This is a genomic window from Pseudomonas sp. IT-347P, assembly GCF_949768005.1.
Lineage (GTDB): Bacteria > Pseudomonadota > Gammaproteobacteria > Pseudomonadales > Pseudomonadaceae > Aquipseudomonas.
The window spans coordinates 155,030-173,525 of sequence record NZ_CATKPQ010000033.1; the positions used below are offsets into that span (position 1 = coordinate 155,030).

Genomic DNA, 18,496 nt, shown 5'->3' on the forward strand with positions numbered 1-18,496 from the left:
TGCGAAGGCGTCGTGTCAGACAAATGAATGCTTGATGACACACCGCTTTCGCGAGCAGGCTCGCCCCCACATGGTTCAGTACAGGTCGCTAGATGGCTTCCAGCTTGGCGTAGCCGAGCATCAGCCACTTGCTGCCTTCGCTGAAGTTCACCTGTACTCGGGCCTGGGCGCCGGAACCTTCGAAATTGAGGATCACCCCTTCGCCAAAGATCGAGTGGCGCACCGCCTGACCGAGGCTGAAACCCGTTTCCGGGATTTCGCTGCCGCTGAACAGGTTGCTGCCGCTCATCGACTGATTACCGCCGAACGGTCGGCTGACGCTGTTCGACAAACGCACTTCCTGAATCAGCCCTTTCGGTACTTCGCGTACGAAACGCGAAACCTTGTTGTAGGTTTCGCTGCCGTACAGGCGTCGGGTTTCGGCATAGGTCATCACCAGATTCTGCATCGCCCGGGTAATGCCCACATAGGCCAGACGCCGCTCTTCTTCGAGACGACCCGGTTCTTCCAGGCTCATCTTGTGCGGGAACAGGCCTTCTTCCATGCCCACGAGGAACACGTAAGGGAATTCCAGGCCTTTGGCGCTGTGCAGGGTCATCAGCTGAATGCTGTCTTCGTGCTCGTCGGCCTGGGTGTCGCCGGCCTCCAGCGACGCATGACCGAGAAACGCCGCCAGTGGCGTCAGTTCTTCATCTTCTTCGGTGTTCTCGAAGTTGCGTGCGGCGCTGACCAGTTCCTCAAGGTTTTCCACCCGGGCCTGGCCTTTCTCGCCTTTTTCCGCCTCGTGATAAGCGATCAGGCCGGACTGCTCGATCACGGTTTGCGTCATCAGGTGCAGCGGCATCTCGGCGCATTTGGCGGCGAGGTTCTCGATCAGCTCGATAAAGGCACCGAGGGCACTGGCTGCGCGACCGGTCAGGCCTTTGTTGGCGACCAGTTGGCGCATCGCTTCCCACATCGACACATCGCTGTGACGGGCGTGCTCGCGAATGGCCTCGACAGTTTTTTCACCGATGCCACGGGCTGGAACGTTGATGACCCGCTCCAGCGCCGCATCGTTGCCACGTCCTTCGAGCAAACGCAGGTAGGCCATGGCGTTCTTGATTTCGGCACGCTCGAAGAAGCGTTGACCACCGTAGATGCGATACGGAATGCGTTCGCGCAGTAAAGCTTCTTCGAGAACGCGCGATTGGGCGTTGGAGCGGTACAGAATCGCGATATCGCTGCGAGCGAGGCCGGTTTTCAGCGCACTTTCGATGGTTTCGACAACGTAGCGTGCTTCATCGTGTTCGTTGAACGCGGCGTACAGATTGATGGCTTCGCCGTCACCGCCGTCGGTCCATAGCTCTTTGCCCAGACGCCCGGTGTTGTTGGCGATCAGGGCGTTGGCCGCCTTGAGGATGCCGGCGGTGGAGCGATAGTTCTGCTCCAGACGAATGGTCACCGAATCCGGGAAGTCGGACGAGTACTGATGAATGTTCTCGATCTTCGCGCCACGCCAGCCGTAAATCGACTGGTCGTCGTCGCCGACCACCATCAGGCTGTCGCCACCCTTGCCGAGCAGGCGCAACCAGGCGTACTGCACGGCGTTGGTGTCCTGGAACTCGTCCACCAGAATGTGCCGGAAGCGTTTTTGATAATGCGCCAGCAGGCCCGGGTGATCGCGCCACAGGTCAAGGGCACGCAGGAGTAATTCGGAGAAATCGATGACGCCGGCACGCTGGCACGCCGCCTCGTAGGCTTCGTAAATGCCGCGCATGGTCGCCAGGTACAGATCGCCGCTGGCCTGAATGTGTTGCGGGCGCAGGCCTTCGTCTTTCTGGCCATTGATGAACCATTGCGCCTGACGCGCCGGCCAGCGTTGCTCGTCGAGGCCCAGTTCGCGGATCACTCGCTTGACCAGGCGTTGCTGGTCATCGCTGTCGAGAATCTGGAAGGTCTGGCTCAGGCCCGCTTCCTGCCAGTGCGCCCGCAGCAAGCGGTGCGCCAGGCCGTGGAAGGTGCCGACCCACATGCCGGCCGGGTTGATCCCCAGCAACTGCTCGATGCGGTGACGCATCTCGGCAGCGGCCTTGTTGGTGAAGGTCACCGACAGAATGGAGTGGGGCGAGGCGTTTTCGACCTGGATCAACCAGGCGATACGGTGCACCAGCACTCGGGTTTTACCGGAGCCAGCACCGGCCAGGACCAACTGACGGCCAACGGGGGCTGCTACGGCCTGGCGTTGGGCATCGTTGAGGGAGTTCAGCAGAAGGGAGAGATCATCGCGCATCGGGGCATTCTAGGGTGCGCCGCAGGCCCGGGCAAACCGAGCTTTGCATTAGCCGATGAAACTCCCGTCGATGACGACCGGTCGGTCACTGGCTACAGGCATCGGCCCGCCGCGCTTCAAGGGTTTGAACGGCGGCAAAGGGTGGAACAGTTTCGCTGAAATTATGATGTGGGGCAGTTTGGCAACGGGATCGGCTTGTGTATGCTCCGTCCACGTTTCGGGCGCACGCCCTCCTTATAAGAACAAGAACGTTGCCCATGACCCTCAGCTCCGAACTGTCGGGCCCCTCCGTGGAACCCCGGGTTATCCGCAAGCACTATGCCGTCGAGATGGCGGTCGAGCGCACGCGTCTGCTGTATCAGGGCTCGTTGTTGCCCACACTGTTCATGTTGATCAATGGTCTGGTCTGCGCCGCTTTGCTCTGGAGCCCGCAGCGCTACTTCGTGGTCAGCGTCTGGTTGGTGTGGTTGCTGTCGCTGGTGGCGTTGCGGGTGATTCAGGTGGCGGCGTTCGACTCGGCAATTCCTGATCGTCAGGCGCAACCGATCTGGCGGCGGATGTTTCTGCTTGGCTCGACCCTGACCGGCCTGACCCTGGCCGGCGCCGGCATTGCCCTGGTGCCTGCCGACAACTTCATTCAGCAGGCCTGGGTATTCGGCCTGATCGGCGCCGCAACCCTCTCGGCCAGCGTTGCTTATGCGGTGAGCCTGCCGGCGTTTCTGTCGTTTACCTTGCCCTGTCTATTGCCGGCGATCGGTTATCTGTTCTGGGGCGGTGACGAGCAGGCGCGCGGCTGGGGCTGGCTCGGCCTGATCCTGCTCGGCTCGCTGAGTGTGGTGGCGTGGCAGGTCAATCGGCTGATCGATCGCGGCTTGCTGCGGCGCTTCCAGAATCAGCATTTGATCGAACACCTGCAACAGGCGCAGTCGCGCAGCGAACAACTCAATCAGGAGTTGGCCCAGGAAATCGACCAGCGCCGCTGTGCTGAAGGGAAGCTGCGCGAAGCTCAAGTTGAACTTGAGGGCCGCGTCGCCCAGCGCAGCCTTGAGCTGGACGTGGCCAATCAGGCCCTGAGTAAAAGCGAGGCGCGGCTGGCGCTGGCGTTGAAGGCCAGTGAGCTGGGTCTGTGGGACTGGAACCTGCAAACCGACGAGGTTCACCACACGCAGATTCAGGAGCTGTTCGGCCTTGCTCCGGAATACGTTACGGCGATCCTGCGCGACCTCAAGCCACGTCTGCATCCCGACGATGTGCCGACGCTGAAATATGCGTTGATCGAGCATTTGAAGGGGCGCACCGAGGACTATCAGATCGAATACCGCGTGCGTCACGGCGATGGCCATTGGGTCTGGATCGAAGACCGTGGCCGCGCCGTAGAGCGCAGCGACAGCGGCCGAGTGATCCGCATGGTCGGCACCCGCCGCGACATCAGTGCCAGCAAAAGCCTTGAAGAGCAGCAGCGCCTGGCGGCGACCGTATTCGAAGCGGCCAGCGAAGGCATCGTCATTCTCGACCCGAACTATGCGCTGATCGCGATCAATCAAGCGTTCAGCCGCGTCACCGGTTACGACATCGAAGACATGCTCGGGCGCAACGTCGTCGAATTACCCTGCAGCCGCGATGCTCGCCGCCATTACGTGGCGATCCGGCATGCCTTGGAGCAACACGGCAGTTGGCAAGGCGAGCTGGTGGAGACTCGTAAGAACGGCGAGCTGTATCCGCAGTGGCTGCAGCTGAATGCGGTGCGCGATAGTCGGGGAAATGTCAGTCATATCGTCGGCTTCTTCGCCGATCTGTCGGCTCGCCGTGAATCCGAAGAGCGCATGCGTTACTTGACCCATTACGACGAGCTCACCGGGTTGGCCAACCGCTCACTGTTCCGCGAGCGTTTGCATGAAGCGCATCAGCGTTCGCGTCAGGGCCGGCGCAGTCTGGCGTTGCTGCACATCAATCTGGATCGTTTCAAATTGCTCAACGACAGTCTCGGCCATGAGATTGCTGACCAGTTGCTACAGAAAATGGCGCGGCGTTTGGTCAACGCCTTGCCGGAAGCGGACACCATTGCCCGCCTGTCTGGCGACGAGTTTGCCGTGCTGTTCGATGCCTACGGCAACCTGTCGAGTCTGGCCCGGGTCGCCACGCGCCTGTCGAGCAAGCTGCGGCTGCCACTGACGGTCGAAGGACATGAGCTGGTGGTCAGCGCCTCGATGGGCATCAGCATGCTGCCGGACAATGCCCGGGAAATCTCCGCACTGGTCAGCCAGTCGAACATGGCCATGCAACACGCCAAGCACCTGGGCGGCAACAACTTCCAGTTCTACACCGATAGCCTGCAGGCCAGCACCCTTGAGCGTTTGCAGCTGGAAAACCAGTTGCGCAAAGCTATCGAAGACAAGCAGCTGAAAGTGTTCTATCAACCGAAGCTGTGCCTGCTAAACGGGCGTTTGAATGCGGCAGAGGCGTTGGTGCGTTGGGATCACCCGACCATGGGCCGGGTGCCGCCGGGGGATTTTATCGGGCTGGCCGAGGAAACCGGTTTGATCGGACCGATCGGCGAATTCGTCCTGCGTCAGGCGTGCTGGCAGGCCTGTGAGTGGCAGCGTCAGGGGCTTGAGCCGATCCGTGTTTCGGTGAACCTGTCGGTGCATCAATTGCGTCAGGGCAAACTGGTCAGCCTGGTGCGTCAGGTGCTGGAGGAAACCGGTCTGACGCCGCACTATCTCGAACTGGAACTGACCGAGAGCCAGTTGCTCGACAGCGTCGAGCACATCATCGCGACGTTCCAGCAACTGCGTGATCTGGGAGTGAAACTGGCCATTGATGACTTTGGCACCGGGTATTCGTCGCTGAGCTACCTCAAGCGCATTCCGGTGGATTACGTGAAGATTGATCAGGCGTTCATTCGCGGTCTGGGGCAGGGCAGTGAGGATGCGGCGATCACTCGGGCGATTATTGCCATGGCGCATGGCTTGTCGCTGAAGGTGGTGGCTGAAGGTGTCGAACGCCAGGAGCAACTGGATTTTTTACGCGCCGAGCGTTGCGATGAAGTGCAAGGTTATCTGATCAGCCGTCCGGTCGAAGCCACTGCTCTGGCTGGGCTTTTGCGCGAACAGGACAAACCGCTTTAAGGGCTACATGCGCTCCATCGCGCCTGATACGGGGACATGGAGTTACGCATTGAGCAGGCAAAAAGCCAATTCATGTAGTATAACTACAAGCGTGCTACATCCTTGCCCATAAGAAGAGTCCAGCCCCTTGAATCTGCTGCAACACATCGCCCAGTCACGTCACCTGTTACGCAAGTCGGAGCTCAAGGTCGCCGACCACGTGCTGCTTGACCCGGCGGCGGTGATGCACAGTTCCATGGCCGACCTGGCCCACAGCGTTGGCATCAGCGAGCCGACCATCGTGCGCTTCTGCCGCGCCATCGGTTGCTCCGGTTTCCAGGATCTCAAACTCAAACTGGCGCAAAGCCTGGCCGCCGGCGCCAGCTTCGGCCAGTTCGCGATCCATGAAGACGACTCGGTTGCCGATTACAGCCTGAAGATTTTCGACACCACGTTGCACACCTTGATGGAGGTTCGCGAGAAGCTCGATCCGGTAGAGCTGCAGCGTGCAGTGACGCTGATGTCGCAGGCGCAACGGGTCGAGTTCTACGGCTTCGGCGCGTCGGGCGCGGTGGCGGCTGACGCGCAGCACAAGTTTTTCCGGTTGCTGCTGACCGCTGCGGCGTATTCCGACCCGCATATGCAGGCGATGTCGGCGGTAACGTTGAAACCGACCGACGTGGCGATCTGCATTTCCCAGTCCGGGCGTTCCAAGGATCTGCTGATCACCGCCAACCTGGTGCGCGAGAGCGGCGCGTCGTTGATTACCCTGTGCCCGAGCCAGACGCCGCTGGCCGAACTGTCGACCGTCAATCTGGCAATCGATGTGCACGAAGACACCGAAATTTACACGCCGCTGACTTCGCGTATCGCGCATCTGGTGGTGATCGATGTGCTGGCGATGGGCGTGGCGATGGCGCGTGGGCCGAGCCTGGTCAATCACCTGAAGAGCGTCAAGCGCAGTTTGCGTAGCTTGCGCTTGTCGCCGAAAGCCGTGAAAGCGCTGGATGACTGAAGTCATCCAAGGTCGTTCCGACCTTGACCGCGAGCAGGCTCGCTCCCACATTTGATCTCGGTAAGACACAGAATTTGTGCTCACAGACGATCTGCTGTGGCAGCGAGCCTGCTCGCGAAGGCGTCCTCATAAACACCAAACCCTTCGCAAGTTTCACCGCATTGTCATCCCCGCGCAGCCAAACCGTCATCCGTCCTGCCTATCGTGAAACTCCCGTACTCGCCTTGGGAGAATCGAAATGGCTCAGCCCTACGAAGAACGCAACAGCGCCGCGAAAACCCGTCGTCAGCAGGAAGACCAGCGCCGCATGGAGTTTCGCCGCGCTATCGAAGATCGCTTCGAACTGCGCCAGCTTCAGGCCGAAATCGGCGATTTTCCCGAGATCAACCACTGGCAGGCTGCTCCCGCAGTTTCCCGTCGAAGCGCTCAACCAGCGCGCTGATCTGTACCCGTTCACTGCGGATAAACGCCAGGAAGGCGTGCGCCACCGGTGACAAGCGTTTGGCTTTGGCTTGCACCAGGCACCAGCTACGGAACAGCGGCAGTTCTTCGACTGGCAGCTCGACGAGTCCGCCGGTCGCCAGCTCCAGGTTCAGGGCATGGCGCGTCAACAGCGCCAGGCCCAGACCCGCCAGCACGCATTCACGCTGAGCTTCGGCCGAGGCGACTTCCTGAGTCTGGGTGAAGTGCACGCGTTTCTCTTTGAAGTACTCTTCGCAAGCCAGTCGTGTGCCCGAACCGGGTTCGCGGATCAGCAGCGTGTAGGGTTCCAGATCCTGCAACCGCAGCGGGCCCATGTGTGCCAGCGGGTGATCCGGGCGCGCCACGGCAACAATCGGATTGTTGAGAAACGGCAGGAATTCCAGGCCCATGTCCTGCGGCACCATCGACATGATTACCAGATCGTCGCGGTTGTCCGAAAGTCGCCTGATCACTTGGCCACGGTTGACTACGGTCAGTTGCAGATTCACTTCCGGGTGCTGACGCTTGAACGCGGCAAACAGGTGCGGCACGAAGTATTTGGCGCTGGACTCCACTGCGAGCTTCAGTTGGCCTTGCAGCGAGCCCTGCATGTCCGACAGCTGCATATCGAGGTTTTCCAGGCGTCCGAAAATGTCCCGGCTGGCGCGTTGAAGAGCCTCGGCGGCCTCGGTCATGTAGAGTTTTTTGCCGACATAATCGAATAAGGGCTGGCCGATCAGCTCTTCGAGCTGACGAATCTGTAGGCTGACGGCCGGTTGTGTGAGAGACATTTCGTCAGCTGCGCGGCTGTAGGAGCGTAAATCACACACTTCGTTGAAAATCTGCAATTGGCGCAATGTCATACGCATCAAGGACTTACGCATTTTTATAGGCTCTGACGGCAGGCTGATCGCTTAACTATAAGTCTTTACTTATGCCTGACCCAATTTTTATTCATTTTTGTTAATCCCTTGTGAGCGCTAGTGTGGACCTGCGACTAAATTGAAACATTTGGTCACGCGTCGACCTGGGTCTAGCAGGTCGTGGTGCCACCGGCTCAAGGGAACCTCCAAGTGATAACAAAGATCCTGATCGCCAACCGTGGTGAGATTGCCGTACGAATCGTACGAGCCTGCGCCGAAATGGGCATTCGCTCGGTTGCGATTTTTTCCGACGCCGACCGGCATGCGCTGCATGTGAAGCGTGCGGACGAAGCGCACAGCATCGGTGCCGAGCCACTGGCCGGTTACCTGAACCCGCGCAAGCTGGTGAACCTGGCGGTGGAAACCGGCTGCGATGCGCTGCACCCCGGTTACGGTTTCCTCTCGGAAAACGCCGAGCTGGCCGACATCTGCGCCGAGCGCGGGATTAAATTCATTGGCCCGTCGGCTGAAGTCATTCGCCGCATGGGCGACAAGACCGAAGCGCGCCGCAGCATGATCAAGGCCGGTGTGCCGGTGACGCCGGGCACCGAAGGCAACGTTGCCGATATCGAAGAGGCTTTGGCTGAGGGCGACCGCATCGGTTACCCGGTGATGCTCAAGGCCACCTCCGGTGGTGGCGGTCGTGGTATTCGTCGCTGCAACAGCCGCGAAGAACTGGAACAGAATTTCCCTCGGGTGATTTCCGAAGCGACCAAGGCCTTCGGTTCGGCCGAAGTGTTCCTGGAAAAATGCATCGTCAATCCCAAGCACATCGAAGCGCAGATCCTCGGCGACAGCTTCGGCAACGTCGTGCACCTGTTCGAGCGTGACTGTTCGATTCAGCGCCGCAATCAGAAACTCATCGAAATCGCCCCGAGCCCGCAACTGACCCCGGAACAGCGCGCCTACATCGGCGACCTGTCGGTGCGTGCGGCCAAGGCGGTGGGTTACGAGAACGCCGGCACCGTGGAGTTCTTGCTCGCCGAGGGCGAGGTGTATTTCATGGAGATGAACACCCGGGTTCAGGTGGAGCACACCATTACCGAGGAAATCACCGGGATCGACATCGTTCGCGAACAGATCCGCATCGCCTCCGGCCTGCCGCTGTCGGTGAAGCAGGAAGATATCCAGCACCGCGGTTTCGCCTTGCAGTTCCGCATCAACGCCGAAGACCCGAAAAACAATTTCCTGCCGAGCTTCGGCAAGATCACCCGTTATTACGCCCCCGGTGGGCCGGGCGTGCGCACCGACACGGCGATCTACACCGGCTACACCATTCCGCCGTTCTACGACTCGATGTGCCTGAAGCTGGTGGTCTGGGCACTGACCTGGGAAGAGGCGTTGGACCGTGGCCTGCGTGCGCTGGACGACATGCGCCTGCAAGGGGTGAAAACCACTGCTGCCTATTACCAGGAAATCCTGCGCAACCCGGAATTCCGAAGCGGCCAGTTCAATACCAGCTTCGTTGAAAGCCACCCGGAACTGACCAACTACTCGATCAAGCGCAAACCCGAAGAGCTGGCCCTGGCCATCGCCGCCGCCATCGCCGCCCACGCAGGCCTGTGAGGAATACAACAATGAGCAAGAAGATCTTCGTTACCGACACCATCCTGCGCGACGCTCACCAATCGCTGCTCGCCACCCGCATGCGCACCGAAGACATGCTGCCGATCTGCGACAAGCTCGACAAAGTCGGCTACTGGTCGCTGGAATGCTGGGGCGGGGCGACGTTCGACGCCTGTGTGCGCTTTCTGAAAGAAGACCCGTGGGAGCGCCTGCGCCAACTGCGTGCGGCGCTGCCTAACACGCGCCTGCAAATGCTTCTGCGCGGGCAGAATCTGCTCGGCTACCGCCACTACAGCGACGACGTGGTCAAGGCGTTCGTCGCCAAGGCTGCGGTGAATGGCATCGACGTGTTCCGTATCTTCGACGCGATGAACGACGTGCGTAACCTGCGTGTGGCCATCGAAGCGGTGAAAGCTGCTGGCAAACATGCGCAAGGCACCATCGCTTACACCACCAGCCCGGTGCACACCATCGATGCGTTCGTCACTCAGGCCAAGCAGATGGAAGCCATGGGTTGCGACTCGGTGGCGATCAAGGACATGGCCGGTCTGCTGACCCCGTATGCCACTGGCGAACTGGTTCGCGCGTTGAAGGCCGAGCAATCGCTGCCGGTGTTTATCCACTCGCACGACACCGCAGGTCTGGCGACCATGTGCCAGCTCAAGGCGATCGAAAATGGCGCCGATCACATCGACACCGCGATCTCCAGTTTCGCCTCTGGCACCAGCCACCCGGGCACCGAGTCGATGGTCGCGGCGCTCAAAGGCACCGAGTACGACACCGGGCTGAACCTTGAACTGCTGCAAGAGATCGGCTTGTACTTCTACGCCGTGCGCAAGAAATACCATCAGTTCGAAAGCGAATTCACCGCCGTCGACACCCGTGTGCAAGTCAACCAGGTGCCGGGCGGGATGATCTCCAACCTCGCCAACCAATTGAAGGAGCAGGGTGCTCTCAATCGCATGGCCGAAGTGCTGGCGGAAATCCCGCGGGTGCGTGAAGACCTCGGCTTTCCGCCGCTGGTAACTCCGACCTCGCAGATCGTCGGCACCCAGGCGTTCTTCAACGTGCTGGCCGGCGAGCGCTACAAGACCATCACCAACGAAGTGAAGCTCTACCTGCAGGGCGGCTACGGCAAGGCACCGGGCGTGGTCAACGAGAAACTGCGTCGTCAGGCCATTGGCAGCGAAGAAGTCATCGACGTGCGTCCGGCCGATCTGCTCAAGCCGGAAATGACCAAGCTGCGGGCCGACATCGGTGCACTGGCGAAATCCGAAGAAGACGTGCTGACCTTCGCCATGTTTCCGGACATCGGTCGCAAATTCCTCGAAGAGCGTGCCGCTGGCACCCTGACGCCAGAAGTGCTGCTGCCGATTCCGGAGGCTGGCAGCGTTGCTTCGGCGGGCGGCGAAGGCGTACCGACCGAGTTCGTCATCGACGTCCACGGCGAGACCTACCGCGTCGACATTACCGGTGTCGGCGTCAAGGCCGAAGGCAAGCGTCATTTCTACCTGTCCATCGATGGCATGCCGGAAGAAGTGGTGTTTGAACCGCTCAACGAATTCGTCAGCGGCGGTAGCAGCAAGCGTAAGCAAGCGTCGGCACCGGGCCACGTCAGCACCACCATGCCGGGCAACATCGTCGATGTGCTGGTCAAGGAGGGCGACACCGTCAAGGCGGGCCAGGCTGTGCTGATCACCGAAGCGATGAAGATGGAAACCGAAGTCCAGGCCGCAGTTGCCGGCAAGGTCACCGCGATTCATGTGGCCAAGGGCGATCGGGTGAATCCGGGTGAAATCCTGATCGAGATCGAAGGCTGAAATAACCGCCGCGATCCAACGCTTTAAACCTCGGGGGGGCATGTGCTCCCCTTTTTTTGCCTGCGATCGGTCTGATTTACACACATTCCTTGTAGGAGTGAGCCTGCTCGCGATGGCGCTAGATCAGTCAAATTTAGTGAGCCTGATACGCCGCCATTGCGAGCAGGCTCACTCCTACAGGGGAAATGTTCAGGCCGTCAGAACGCCATGCGCCATTGGCCCATCACGCCGTGAGTCCGGCTGTCAGTGGCCATTTCAGCGGTGAGACCCACACCGACCGTGTGATTGGCGGAAAGCCCGAGGTCAAGGCCGGCGTCCACGGACAGGCTGTTGCGATCCAGCGCCGCACCGGCAATTTCAAAGCGTTTGCCACCCTTGACCAATTGCTGGCGGGTCTCGTTTTCAATCTCGCCAAAGGTGTGTTTCCAGCCGGCACTGAATCGCGGTGTCAACGTCATGCCGTTGTCCAGTCGATTGATTTTCGCTGTGCGCAGGCCAAATGTACTACTGAGGTTGTCACGGGTTTGCCCAAAGACTTTCAGCGCCGCATCCCCGCCTTTTTCACGGTAGCTGTCGCGTTGATAGCGCTGATAGCCGAGGCTGGCGAACGGCTCGAGCGTCGCGTTATGCCGGCCAACGTTGAGCGCCAGTTCGGCAAAGGCTTGCTGGGTGTTGGCGTCGTAATTGCCCTTGAGGCGATCGCTGAAGCCGTTGAAGGCTAAGCGGCGTTTGCTGTCACCGTCATGACTGGCGTAGGTCGCACCGAGGCGCAGCGACACGGGGCCGTCCTGGCGCACGGCGTAGGCGCCGAGGTGCCAGCTGTCTAGAGCACCGTCATATTGGCGGGCGTCGAGTCTGGTCTGCGATTGACCGCCGAGCAGGCCGACATGCCATTGCTCGTTGAGCCGCCAGTCGGCCCCCATGACCAGGCCATGGGTGGCGTGTTTGAGCGTGCTGTCGAACTCGCGGTCGACCCTGCCGCCGTGACCGAGTGCCTGAATCCATACCCGCCCGGATTCGGCAGCGCCGGCGGCCTGACGCGGCGAGTTGCCGGACCGGTAGGCCGAACCGTAACGGCTATTCAATTGCTGCATGGCCGAAAGCATGCTCGCGCTCACCGGAGTGATGCTGCTCAGGGTGGCTTTGGCGAGGTTGGCGTTGCTGCCGGCGGCGAGTTGTTCGATGGCGAGGGGGGCGGTGGATTTGTCGCTGGTCAACAACGCGGCGACTGCTGCGTTTAGAGGTTTTTCTGGTTGAGGGGCTGGCTGCCCGGTAGTGCCGTTGGCGCGCGCAGCAACGGTTTCGTCCGGCATTGCCGGGGGCGCTGGCGGCGTAGTTGCAATCGATTCAGCTACTGATGCAGTCAATTCAGCTGCTGATGCAGTCAATGGTGCTGCTGATGCAGTCAATGGTGCTGCTGATGCAGTCAATGGTGCTGGTGCTGGTGCTGGTGCTGCGGATGCCGGGGCGGCTTGTGGCTCTTCAATACTGTTGGCAATCGCACGACCATTGTCAGTCGTAGCCACGCTCTCAATGTCTGCCTCGTTACGGAAATAAGTCAGCCCGACTTTTTTCTCCTCGTAATGCAACGCTGGCGTCATGAAGGCCAGTTTGTTTTCGATGTTGGCGAAGCGACCTTCGATGGACGCAGCGGTGAGGATGGTGTGTCGGAAGCTACGCGGGTAATCACCGGCAGTGACCAGCTTCAGGGTTGCATCGCCAAGCCGTGCAGTGCCGCCGACCACGATCGTCGGGCTGTCACCGTCAGCATCAACGGCATATGAAAGCACGGCTGTCCTGGCCAGGTTCAGGTCTCCCGCAAGCGTTGGCGCGCGGTAAACCTCATCGACCGAAAGATGACCGTGGACGTTCAGATCATTCAGCGTCCCCCAACCCGCATATTGGCCGTTTTCCTGAACAGTGACGTCTCCTCCGATCAGTCCCTGATTGGTGAGATCGCCGCCACTCAGGACGGTGGCATTGCCGACAATCGAACCTGCGTTGATCAGGATGCCTCCGGCTACCGCATCCCCCAAAATGTTCCCCTCATTGGTCAGTAAAGCTTTCGGCCTGACCAGGACGCCAACATTGAAATCGCCGTCGCCATTTCGACGCCAGGCGCCTTGCTTGACCTCCAGCCCAGCGAAGTTGATGGTTTTCCCCAGCGTTCCCTTGGCAGCATCGAGTTGCAGGACATTGACGCCACCCCCGCCATCGACCAGTCCGGCAAAGCTGCCCCGGCTGCCCACGGTAATAAGGTCGTTGCGATCATCGAACCGCAGGGAAATACCGTCGGTGGCGCTGACCTTTGATTTGGTGGGAGGGTGTTTGACGGTGTCAGGATCACTGATAAAGGTGTCGAGTATCCCGATCAGTCTATCCGCGTTGGGTAAGGGTTTAGGGGGGAGTTCAGCGTAAGCGAAGGGGGAGCATCCCAGCGTTAACGCGATCGCCAGGGCGATTTTTTTTGCTTGGTACGTGTGTTGAGCGGGCATCGAATAGAGCCTTTCTTTGGGAGAAGACCCAACTCTATTGATGCACTCCAAAAACCGATGTCGGCTGCTTCTCGCGCACTTGCAGGCGACATCGTTTCATTTTGAAGAAAATGATCACGGGATCCGTAACCAAGGTTTTTACTCGGCCGCAGCGGCCCCTTTTCCTACAACGAATCAAGACCCCGCCAGCTGTTCAATCTCAAAAACTCATTTGCCACCGCCCGATCAGCCCGTGATTGCGACTGTGGCTGCCGGTCATGAACGCTTGCCGCGTGGACTGCTGACATCGCCGTAGGTGTGTTTCCAGTCAGCGACAATGCGCGGCGTCATGCTCATTCCGTTATCCAGATTGTCAGGTGCATTGTTTTGCATTCGAATATGGATGATTGGCTCCGATCTGCATTTTTTTGCAGATTAACGCGTTCTGTCAGGCTTGAGATGCACTATATTGCATCCAGCACCCAAGAAAGACCTGTTGAAATGCATTTAAATGCAGGTGGAAAAGCATGTACGACCTGACCTTACAAATATTCACGGCGGGTAAATGGCAAGACGCGATGACTCTGAGCTTCGACGATCCTGAAAAGGGTTTCGAGAGTCGCTGTAGTTTTGGTTACGAGACGGCCTACCTTGCTGAAAATATTGAAGCCATAGGCTCCCCGTTTTCCAGGGCCGTGAGTGCATTGTATCCATTGGATTGGGACGGTCGCCGTTCCAAAACGCCGGCCTTTGTGCACGACATTGCCCCAGCAGGGGCAGCCAAACGCTTTTTGCTTGCGCGTCTAGGTCAAGAAAAACCGGCGAACATCAGCGCTGATTTATATCTGCTCGGTCGCAGCACGCCAGCCCCCATCGGCAATATGCGCATAAAAGAGTCGGCCGAGGTGGTCGATGAGCGTAAGCCAATCGGATTCAAGCGTGAAGATGTCATCCACCGTGACAACCGCTTTCTTGAATACGCCTACGAACTGGGCGCGGCGATTGGTGGCGCTACCGGCGCGGGGGGGGAAGCACCGAAGCTGCTGTTGGCCGAAAACAAGGACGGTCTTTTATACCCAGATGCGGTACTAAACGACGGAGAAGTTCGGCAGCACTGGTTCGTGAAGTTTTCCAGGAGTAAAGGGAGTCTGACCGATCAAGACATCCTGCGAAGCGAATTCCATTACTACAAGGCACTCCAGAAACTCGGCATCGAAACGGTCGCGGGCGAAGGCGTGGCACTGGAAGAAGCGAACAAACCAAGTTTGTGGATGCAGCGTTTTGATCGCAAGGTGAGCGATGGCGAGGTAAGCCGCTTGGCTGTCGAATCGATTTACTCGTTGGCTCAAGTGACGACGCCGGGAAGTGCGATGAACCATATGGAGGTCATCCGCATGCTCGCCGGGCTCTGGCGCAAAGCAGGGCAGGCCAGTCAGATACCCGCTCTTGTGACGGACTACTTACGCCGGGACCTGATCAACAAGATCCTTGGTAACTCGGATAACCATGGTCGTAACACCGCGATCATTCGTCAGGCAAACAACTTTCGCCTGGCGCCGATTTATGACCTGGCGCCTATGGTCATGGATGACGAGGGCGTGACCCGTACGACCAAATGGCCAAGAGAACTGGAGAGAGCGGGAGACGTCGATTGGCGTGGAGTGTGCTGCGCATTGGCGGACATTGCTGAACCGGATGACCCATTGGCAACGCTGTGTGAGGCGTCAGCTCTTTTCGAACGATTGCGCGAAGATGTCCAACGTCTGGCGGCGCTGCCCGACATACTGACGGCCAGTGGTTTGCCCGACAGAACAATGAACCACCCGGGCGTTCATCTGAAAAATCTGGAGCAACGCTTGAAAGAGTGGGACCTGCAATGAGCATGACGGTAGCCGAGCGCACGGTGCTCATCGAAAGCATTCAAGAGGCGCTGGCCCAAGGGACGCTGGAGATCGGTGAAGCCGTTCGCCGTTTGCGCGTGGAAGTGACCGGTCTGCATCAGACCCAGTTCGCCAAGATGTGCAAAATATCGGTGCGCACACTGGTACATATCGAACACGGCGAGGGCAATCAGACACTTAAATCGTTGAATGCGGTGTTTCGTCCGTTTGGTCTGAAAATGGGCGTCGTGCGGGTTCGCCGAGAGATCAATTAAAACCCGACGCTGCCCGCAAGGTGTCGATCACCCTAGCTACGCCGCACGTAAGCCTTGCCGTAATGCCGCTCCATCCGCGCCTGAATCAACTCCAGCCCAATTGACATCAACCAATAAATGATCGCCGCCGTCGTCAGCATTTCGATGTAGCGGTAGCTTGAGCGTCCATAGGACTGGGCGAGAAACATCACTTCCCAGACCCCCATCACCGAAATCAGCGACGAGTCTTTGAGCATCGAGATGAACTGGTTGGTGGTGGGCGGGATGATCGTGCGCATGGCTTGCGGCAAGGTGATGCGCCAGAAAATCACTGTCTCGCGCATTCCCAAGGCCAGCGAAGCTTCGCGCTGGCCGTGGTCGACGCCGAGGATGCCGGCGCGAAAGATTTCACTGAGATAGGCGCCGTAGTTCAACGACAGGGCAATGATGCCTGCGACGATGGCGCCAGGCACGATGCCCAGTTGCGGCAAGCCCAGGTAAATCAGCAGGATCTGGATAAGCAGTGGCGTACCGCGAAAGAACGAGGTGTAAAAACTGGCGATGCCGAACGCCACGGCGCTTTTCGACAGGCGTGCCAGTGCCGTGATGAAGCCCAGCAATGACGAGGCGACGATCGAACACACACAGAGGAAAAGCGTCAGCGCCGCACCCTGCAAGAAGCCATTGGGCGCCAAGTGCAAGCCGAGCAGATTGGGCAGTTTGTCGAGGATGATCGAGAACTTCAGATCGAAGCTCAGGAAGAACCCGGCGAACAGGCAGAACAACGCTGCCCAGGTCAGGTACAGCCGCGTGCGAAAACCGAACAGTCGTTGCAAGCGTGATTCAGCCACCGGTTGCGGTGGCTGTGGAGGTGTCGGGAAAGAAGTCATTGGCTGATGTCAGCGCCGATCCATTTTTGCGACAGCTTGCTCAGGGTGCCGTCCTGTTTCAGTTGCGCGAATACCTCGCGCACTTTGGCATCCCATTGCGCGTCACCCTTTTCGATGGCCACCGAGTTTGGCTCCGAATACAGCGGCGCGCCGGCCAGTTTGAAGCGTTTGTCTTGATCAAGACGCGGCTGTGCGGTGACGAGGTTGGTGAGGATTGCATCCAGGCGCACGCCCGGGCCCAGCCCCAGATCCTGAAAGGCGACGTTGTCGGTGTCGTACGGCGCGATCTGCACATCCTCGAACGGGTACTGCAACTGCGTGTCTTCGGCGCCTTCGATCACCAGGTTCTTGTTCAGATAGCTTTCGTAACTGGACGCGCTGGTGAGGCCGACTTTTTTGCCACTCAGATCCTTGGCGTCGTGGATCCGCTCATCCTTGGCGTTGACCACGATCACGGCCGGCGAAGCGTAGTAATCGACCGGGAAATCGAACACTTCGGCGCGGGCCTTGCTCGGCGTCATCGAGCAGATGCAGATATCGTAGCGTCCGCTCCAGCGGCCGGCGGCAATGACGTCCCACGATGGCGTTTCGAGGCGCAACTTGACGCCCAATTTATCGGCTACGGCTTTGGCGACATCCACGTCGAAGCCATCGAGTTGGTTCTGCTCATTGAGAAACGAGAACGGTGGATAGCTTTCCATCAGCACGCCGACCAGTTCCTTCTTTTGCTCGATGCGGTCCAGCGTAGTGCCACCCAAGGCTTGCGTGGAGGCGGCCAGAATGGTCAGGCTCAGGGCCAGTAGTGGTTGAAATTTCACAGTCGATCCCTGAGAAAAAAAGAGGTTGTTATTAACCGGATGGTGCGTATTAAATAGTTATAAGAACGACTCTGATAGTGAGTTATTTTCATAAGCATATGAGTGAAAAGCATATGGGCGCAGCAAGCACGATTATTCTCGATGGCGGCATGGGCCGTGAGTTGCAGCGCGCCGGTGCGCCATTTCGTCAGCCGGAGTGGTCGGCGCTGGCGTTGAGCGAGGCGCCGCAAGCGGTCGAGGCGGTACACGCCGCTTATATCGCCAGTGGCGCCAACGTGATTACCACCAACAGTTACGCCGTGGTGCCATTCCATATTGGCGAAGCGCGCTTCGCCGCTGAAGGGCAGGCGCTGGCAGGATTGGCTGGTGAGCTGGCGCGGCGCGCGGTGCAGGCCTCGGGGAAATCCGTGCGTGTGGCCGGCTCATTGCCGCCGCTGTTCGGCTCCTATCGTCCGGATCTGTTCGAAGCCGCCCGAGTGACCGAGTTGCTGGCGCCCTTGGTCAATGGCCTGGCACCGCACGTTGATCTGTGGCTGGCGGAAACCCAGAGTTCGATCGTCGAGGCGCGCGCCATTCACGCGGGGTTGCCGAAGGATGGTAAACCCTTCTGGTTGTCGTTCACCTTAAAGGATGAAGACACTGATGAAGTGCCACGCTTGCGCTCCGGTGAGCCTGTTGCCGAAGCCGCTGCAGTAGCCGCTGAGTTGGGCGTCGAAGCGTTGTTGTTCAATTGCAGTCAGCCGGAAGTGATCGGCGCCGCGATTGATGCCGCGCGTAACACCTTCGAGCGTCTGGGCGTGAAAATTCACATCGGTGCCTACGCCAATGCGTTTCCACCGCAGCCAAAAGAAGCCACCGCCAATGACGGCCTTGATCCATTGCGCGAGGATCTTGATCCGCCGGGTTATCTGCACTGGGCGATTGACTGGCAGCAGCGGGGCGCCAGCCATTTGGGCGGTTGCTGCGGGATCGGGCCGGAACACATTGCGGTGCTGGCGCAAAAGCTGGGCTGACA

General features: G+C 59.3%; 13 protein-coding genes. 8 read left to right on the forward strand and 5 right to left on the reverse strand.

Annotation, left to right across the window (positions count from 1 at the left end):
* Positions 1-88: 88 nt before the first annotated feature.
* Positions 89-2,272 (reverse strand): DNA helicase II, encoded by a 2,184-nt coding sequence (gene uvrD, locus ACM6IV_RS13485; protein ID WP_414870374.1) that lies wholly within the window; start codon positions 2,270-2,272, stop codon positions 89-91.
* Between the two features lie 257 nt (positions 2,273-2,529).
* Between uvrD and ACM6IV_RS13490 the strand changes: the two genes are divergently transcribed.
* The 3 genes from ACM6IV_RS13490 to ACM6IV_RS13500 all read left to right on the forward strand — a co-directional run bounded on the left by ACM6IV_RS13490 (position 2,530) and on the right by ACM6IV_RS13500 (position 6,836).
* Positions 2,530-5,400, forward strand: coding sequence for a putative bifunctional diguanylate cyclase/phosphodiesterase (locus ACM6IV_RS13490; RefSeq protein ID WP_414870375.1), 2,871 nt, complete (start codon positions 2,530-2,532; stop codon positions 5,398-5,400).
* A 127-nt stretch (positions 5,401-5,527) separates the two neighbouring features.
* Positions 5,528-6,394, forward strand: a complete 867-nt coding sequence (hexR, locus tag ACM6IV_RS13495; RefSeq protein ID WP_007962240.1) for a transcriptional regulator HexR — start codon at positions 5,528-5,530, stop codon at positions 6,392-6,394.
* Between the two features lie 238 nt (positions 6,395-6,632).
* Complete coding sequence (locus ACM6IV_RS13500; RefSeq protein ID WP_414870376.1) at positions 6,633-6,836, forward strand: PA3496 family putative envelope integrity protein; 204 nt, start codon at positions 6,633-6,635, stop codon at positions 6,834-6,836.
* On the opposite strand, the gene ACM6IV_RS13505 is transcribed toward ACM6IV_RS13500, so the two are convergent.
* Entirely contained in the window at positions 6,778-7,740 is a 963-nt protein-coding gene (locus tag ACM6IV_RS13505; RefSeq protein ID WP_414870377.1) for a LysR family transcriptional regulator, read from the reverse strand. The genes ACM6IV_RS13500 and ACM6IV_RS13505 overlap by 59 nt on opposite strands.
* A gap of 189 nt (positions 7,741-7,929) precedes the next feature.
* On the opposite strand from ACM6IV_RS13505, the gene ACM6IV_RS13510 reads away from it, so the two are divergent.
* Together ACM6IV_RS13510 and oadA are read left to right on the forward strand one after the other, a co-directional pair.
* Positions 7,930-9,345 (forward strand): acetyl-CoA carboxylase biotin carboxylase subunit, encoded by a 1,416-nt coding sequence (locus ACM6IV_RS13510; RefSeq protein WP_414870378.1) that lies wholly within the window; start codon positions 7,930-7,932, stop codon positions 9,343-9,345.
* A gap of 11 nt (positions 9,346-9,356) precedes the next feature.
* Positions 9,357-11,165, forward strand: a complete 1,809-nt coding sequence (gene oadA, locus ACM6IV_RS13515) for a sodium-extruding oxaloacetate decarboxylase subunit alpha (RefSeq protein WP_414870379.1) — start codon at positions 9,357-9,359, stop codon at positions 11,163-11,165.
* A gap of 197 nt (positions 11,166-11,362) precedes the next feature.
* Here oadA and ACM6IV_RS13520 read toward each other — a convergent pair whose 3' ends face one another.
* On the reverse strand, positions 11,363-13,660 hold the full coding sequence (locus ACM6IV_RS13520; RefSeq protein WP_414870380.1) for an autotransporter domain-containing protein: 2,298 nt from the start codon (positions 13,658-13,660) through the stop codon (positions 11,363-11,365).
* 506 nt (positions 13,661-14,166) lie between these two features.
* Between ACM6IV_RS13520 and ACM6IV_RS13525 the strand changes: the two genes are divergently transcribed.
* Entirely contained in the window at positions 14,167-15,519 is a 1,353-nt protein-coding gene (locus ACM6IV_RS13525) for a type II toxin-antitoxin system HipA family toxin (protein ID WP_414870381.1), read from the forward strand.
* Positions 15,516-15,794, forward strand: a complete 279-nt coding sequence (locus ACM6IV_RS13530) for a helix-turn-helix domain-containing protein (RefSeq protein ID WP_414870382.1) — start codon at positions 15,516-15,518, stop codon at positions 15,792-15,794. Before ACM6IV_RS13525 ends, ACM6IV_RS13530 begins: the two co-directional genes overlap by 4 nt.
* Positions 15,795-15,826: 32 nt before the next feature.
* Here ACM6IV_RS13530 and ACM6IV_RS13535 read toward each other — a convergent pair whose 3' ends face one another.
* Both ACM6IV_RS13535 and ACM6IV_RS13540 read right to left on the reverse strand, forming a co-directional pair.
* A complete protein-coding gene (locus tag ACM6IV_RS13535; protein WP_414870383.1) occupies positions 15,827-16,663 on the reverse strand; it encodes an amino acid ABC transporter permease in 837 nt (278 codons plus the stop codon).
* Complete coding sequence (locus ACM6IV_RS13540) at positions 16,660-17,481, reverse strand: ABC transporter substrate-binding protein (protein WP_414870384.1); 822 nt, start codon at positions 17,479-17,481, stop codon at positions 16,660-16,662. Before ACM6IV_RS13540 ends, ACM6IV_RS13535 begins: the two co-directional genes overlap by 4 nt.
* A gap of 113 nt (positions 17,482-17,594) precedes the next feature.
* Here ACM6IV_RS13540 and ACM6IV_RS13545 point away from each other — a divergent pair, with 113 nt between their 5' ends.
* On the forward strand, positions 17,595-18,494 hold the full coding sequence (locus ACM6IV_RS13545) for a homocysteine S-methyltransferase family protein (RefSeq protein WP_414870385.1): 900 nt from the start codon (positions 17,595-17,597) through the stop codon (positions 18,492-18,494).
* Positions 18,495-18,496 lie beyond the last annotated feature (2 nt).

Coding starts and splice junctions, on each gene's coding strand:
- uvrD (WP_414870374.1), bottom strand. CDS start 2,272: ATGCGCGATGATCTCTCCCTTCTGCTGAACTCCCTCAACGATGCCCAA.
- ACM6IV_RS13490 (WP_414870375.1), top strand. CDS start 2,530: ATGACCCTCAGCTCCGAACTGTCGGGCCCCTCCGTGGAACCCCGGGTT.
- ACM6IV_RS13500 (WP_414870376.1), top strand. CDS start 6,633: ATGGCTCAGCCCTACGAAGAACGCAACAGCGCCGCGAAAACCCGTCGT.
- ACM6IV_RS13505 (WP_414870377.1), bottom strand. CDS start 7,740: ATGCGTAAGTCCTTGATGCGTATGACATTGCGCCAATTGCAGATTTTC.
- oadA (WP_414870379.1), top strand. CDS start 9,357: ATGAGCAAGAAGATCTTCGTTACCGACACCATCCTGCGCGACGCTCAC.
- ACM6IV_RS13520 (WP_414870380.1), bottom strand. CDS start 13,660: ATGCCCGCTCAACACACGTACCAAGCAAAAAAAATCGCCCTGGCGATC.
- ACM6IV_RS13525 (WP_414870381.1), top strand. CDS start 14,167: ATGTACGACCTGACCTTACAAATATTCACGGCGGGTAAATGGCAAGAC.
- ACM6IV_RS13530 (WP_414870382.1), top strand. CDS start 15,516: ATGAGCATGACGGTAGCCGAGCGCACGGTGCTCATCGAAAGCATTCAA.
- ACM6IV_RS13535 (WP_414870383.1), bottom strand. CDS start 16,663: ATGACTTCTTTCCCGACACCTCCACAGCCACCGCAACCGGTGGCTGAA.
- ACM6IV_RS13545 (WP_414870385.1), top strand. CDS start 17,595: ATGGGCGCAGCAAGCACGATTATTCTCGATGGCGGCATGGGCCGTGAG.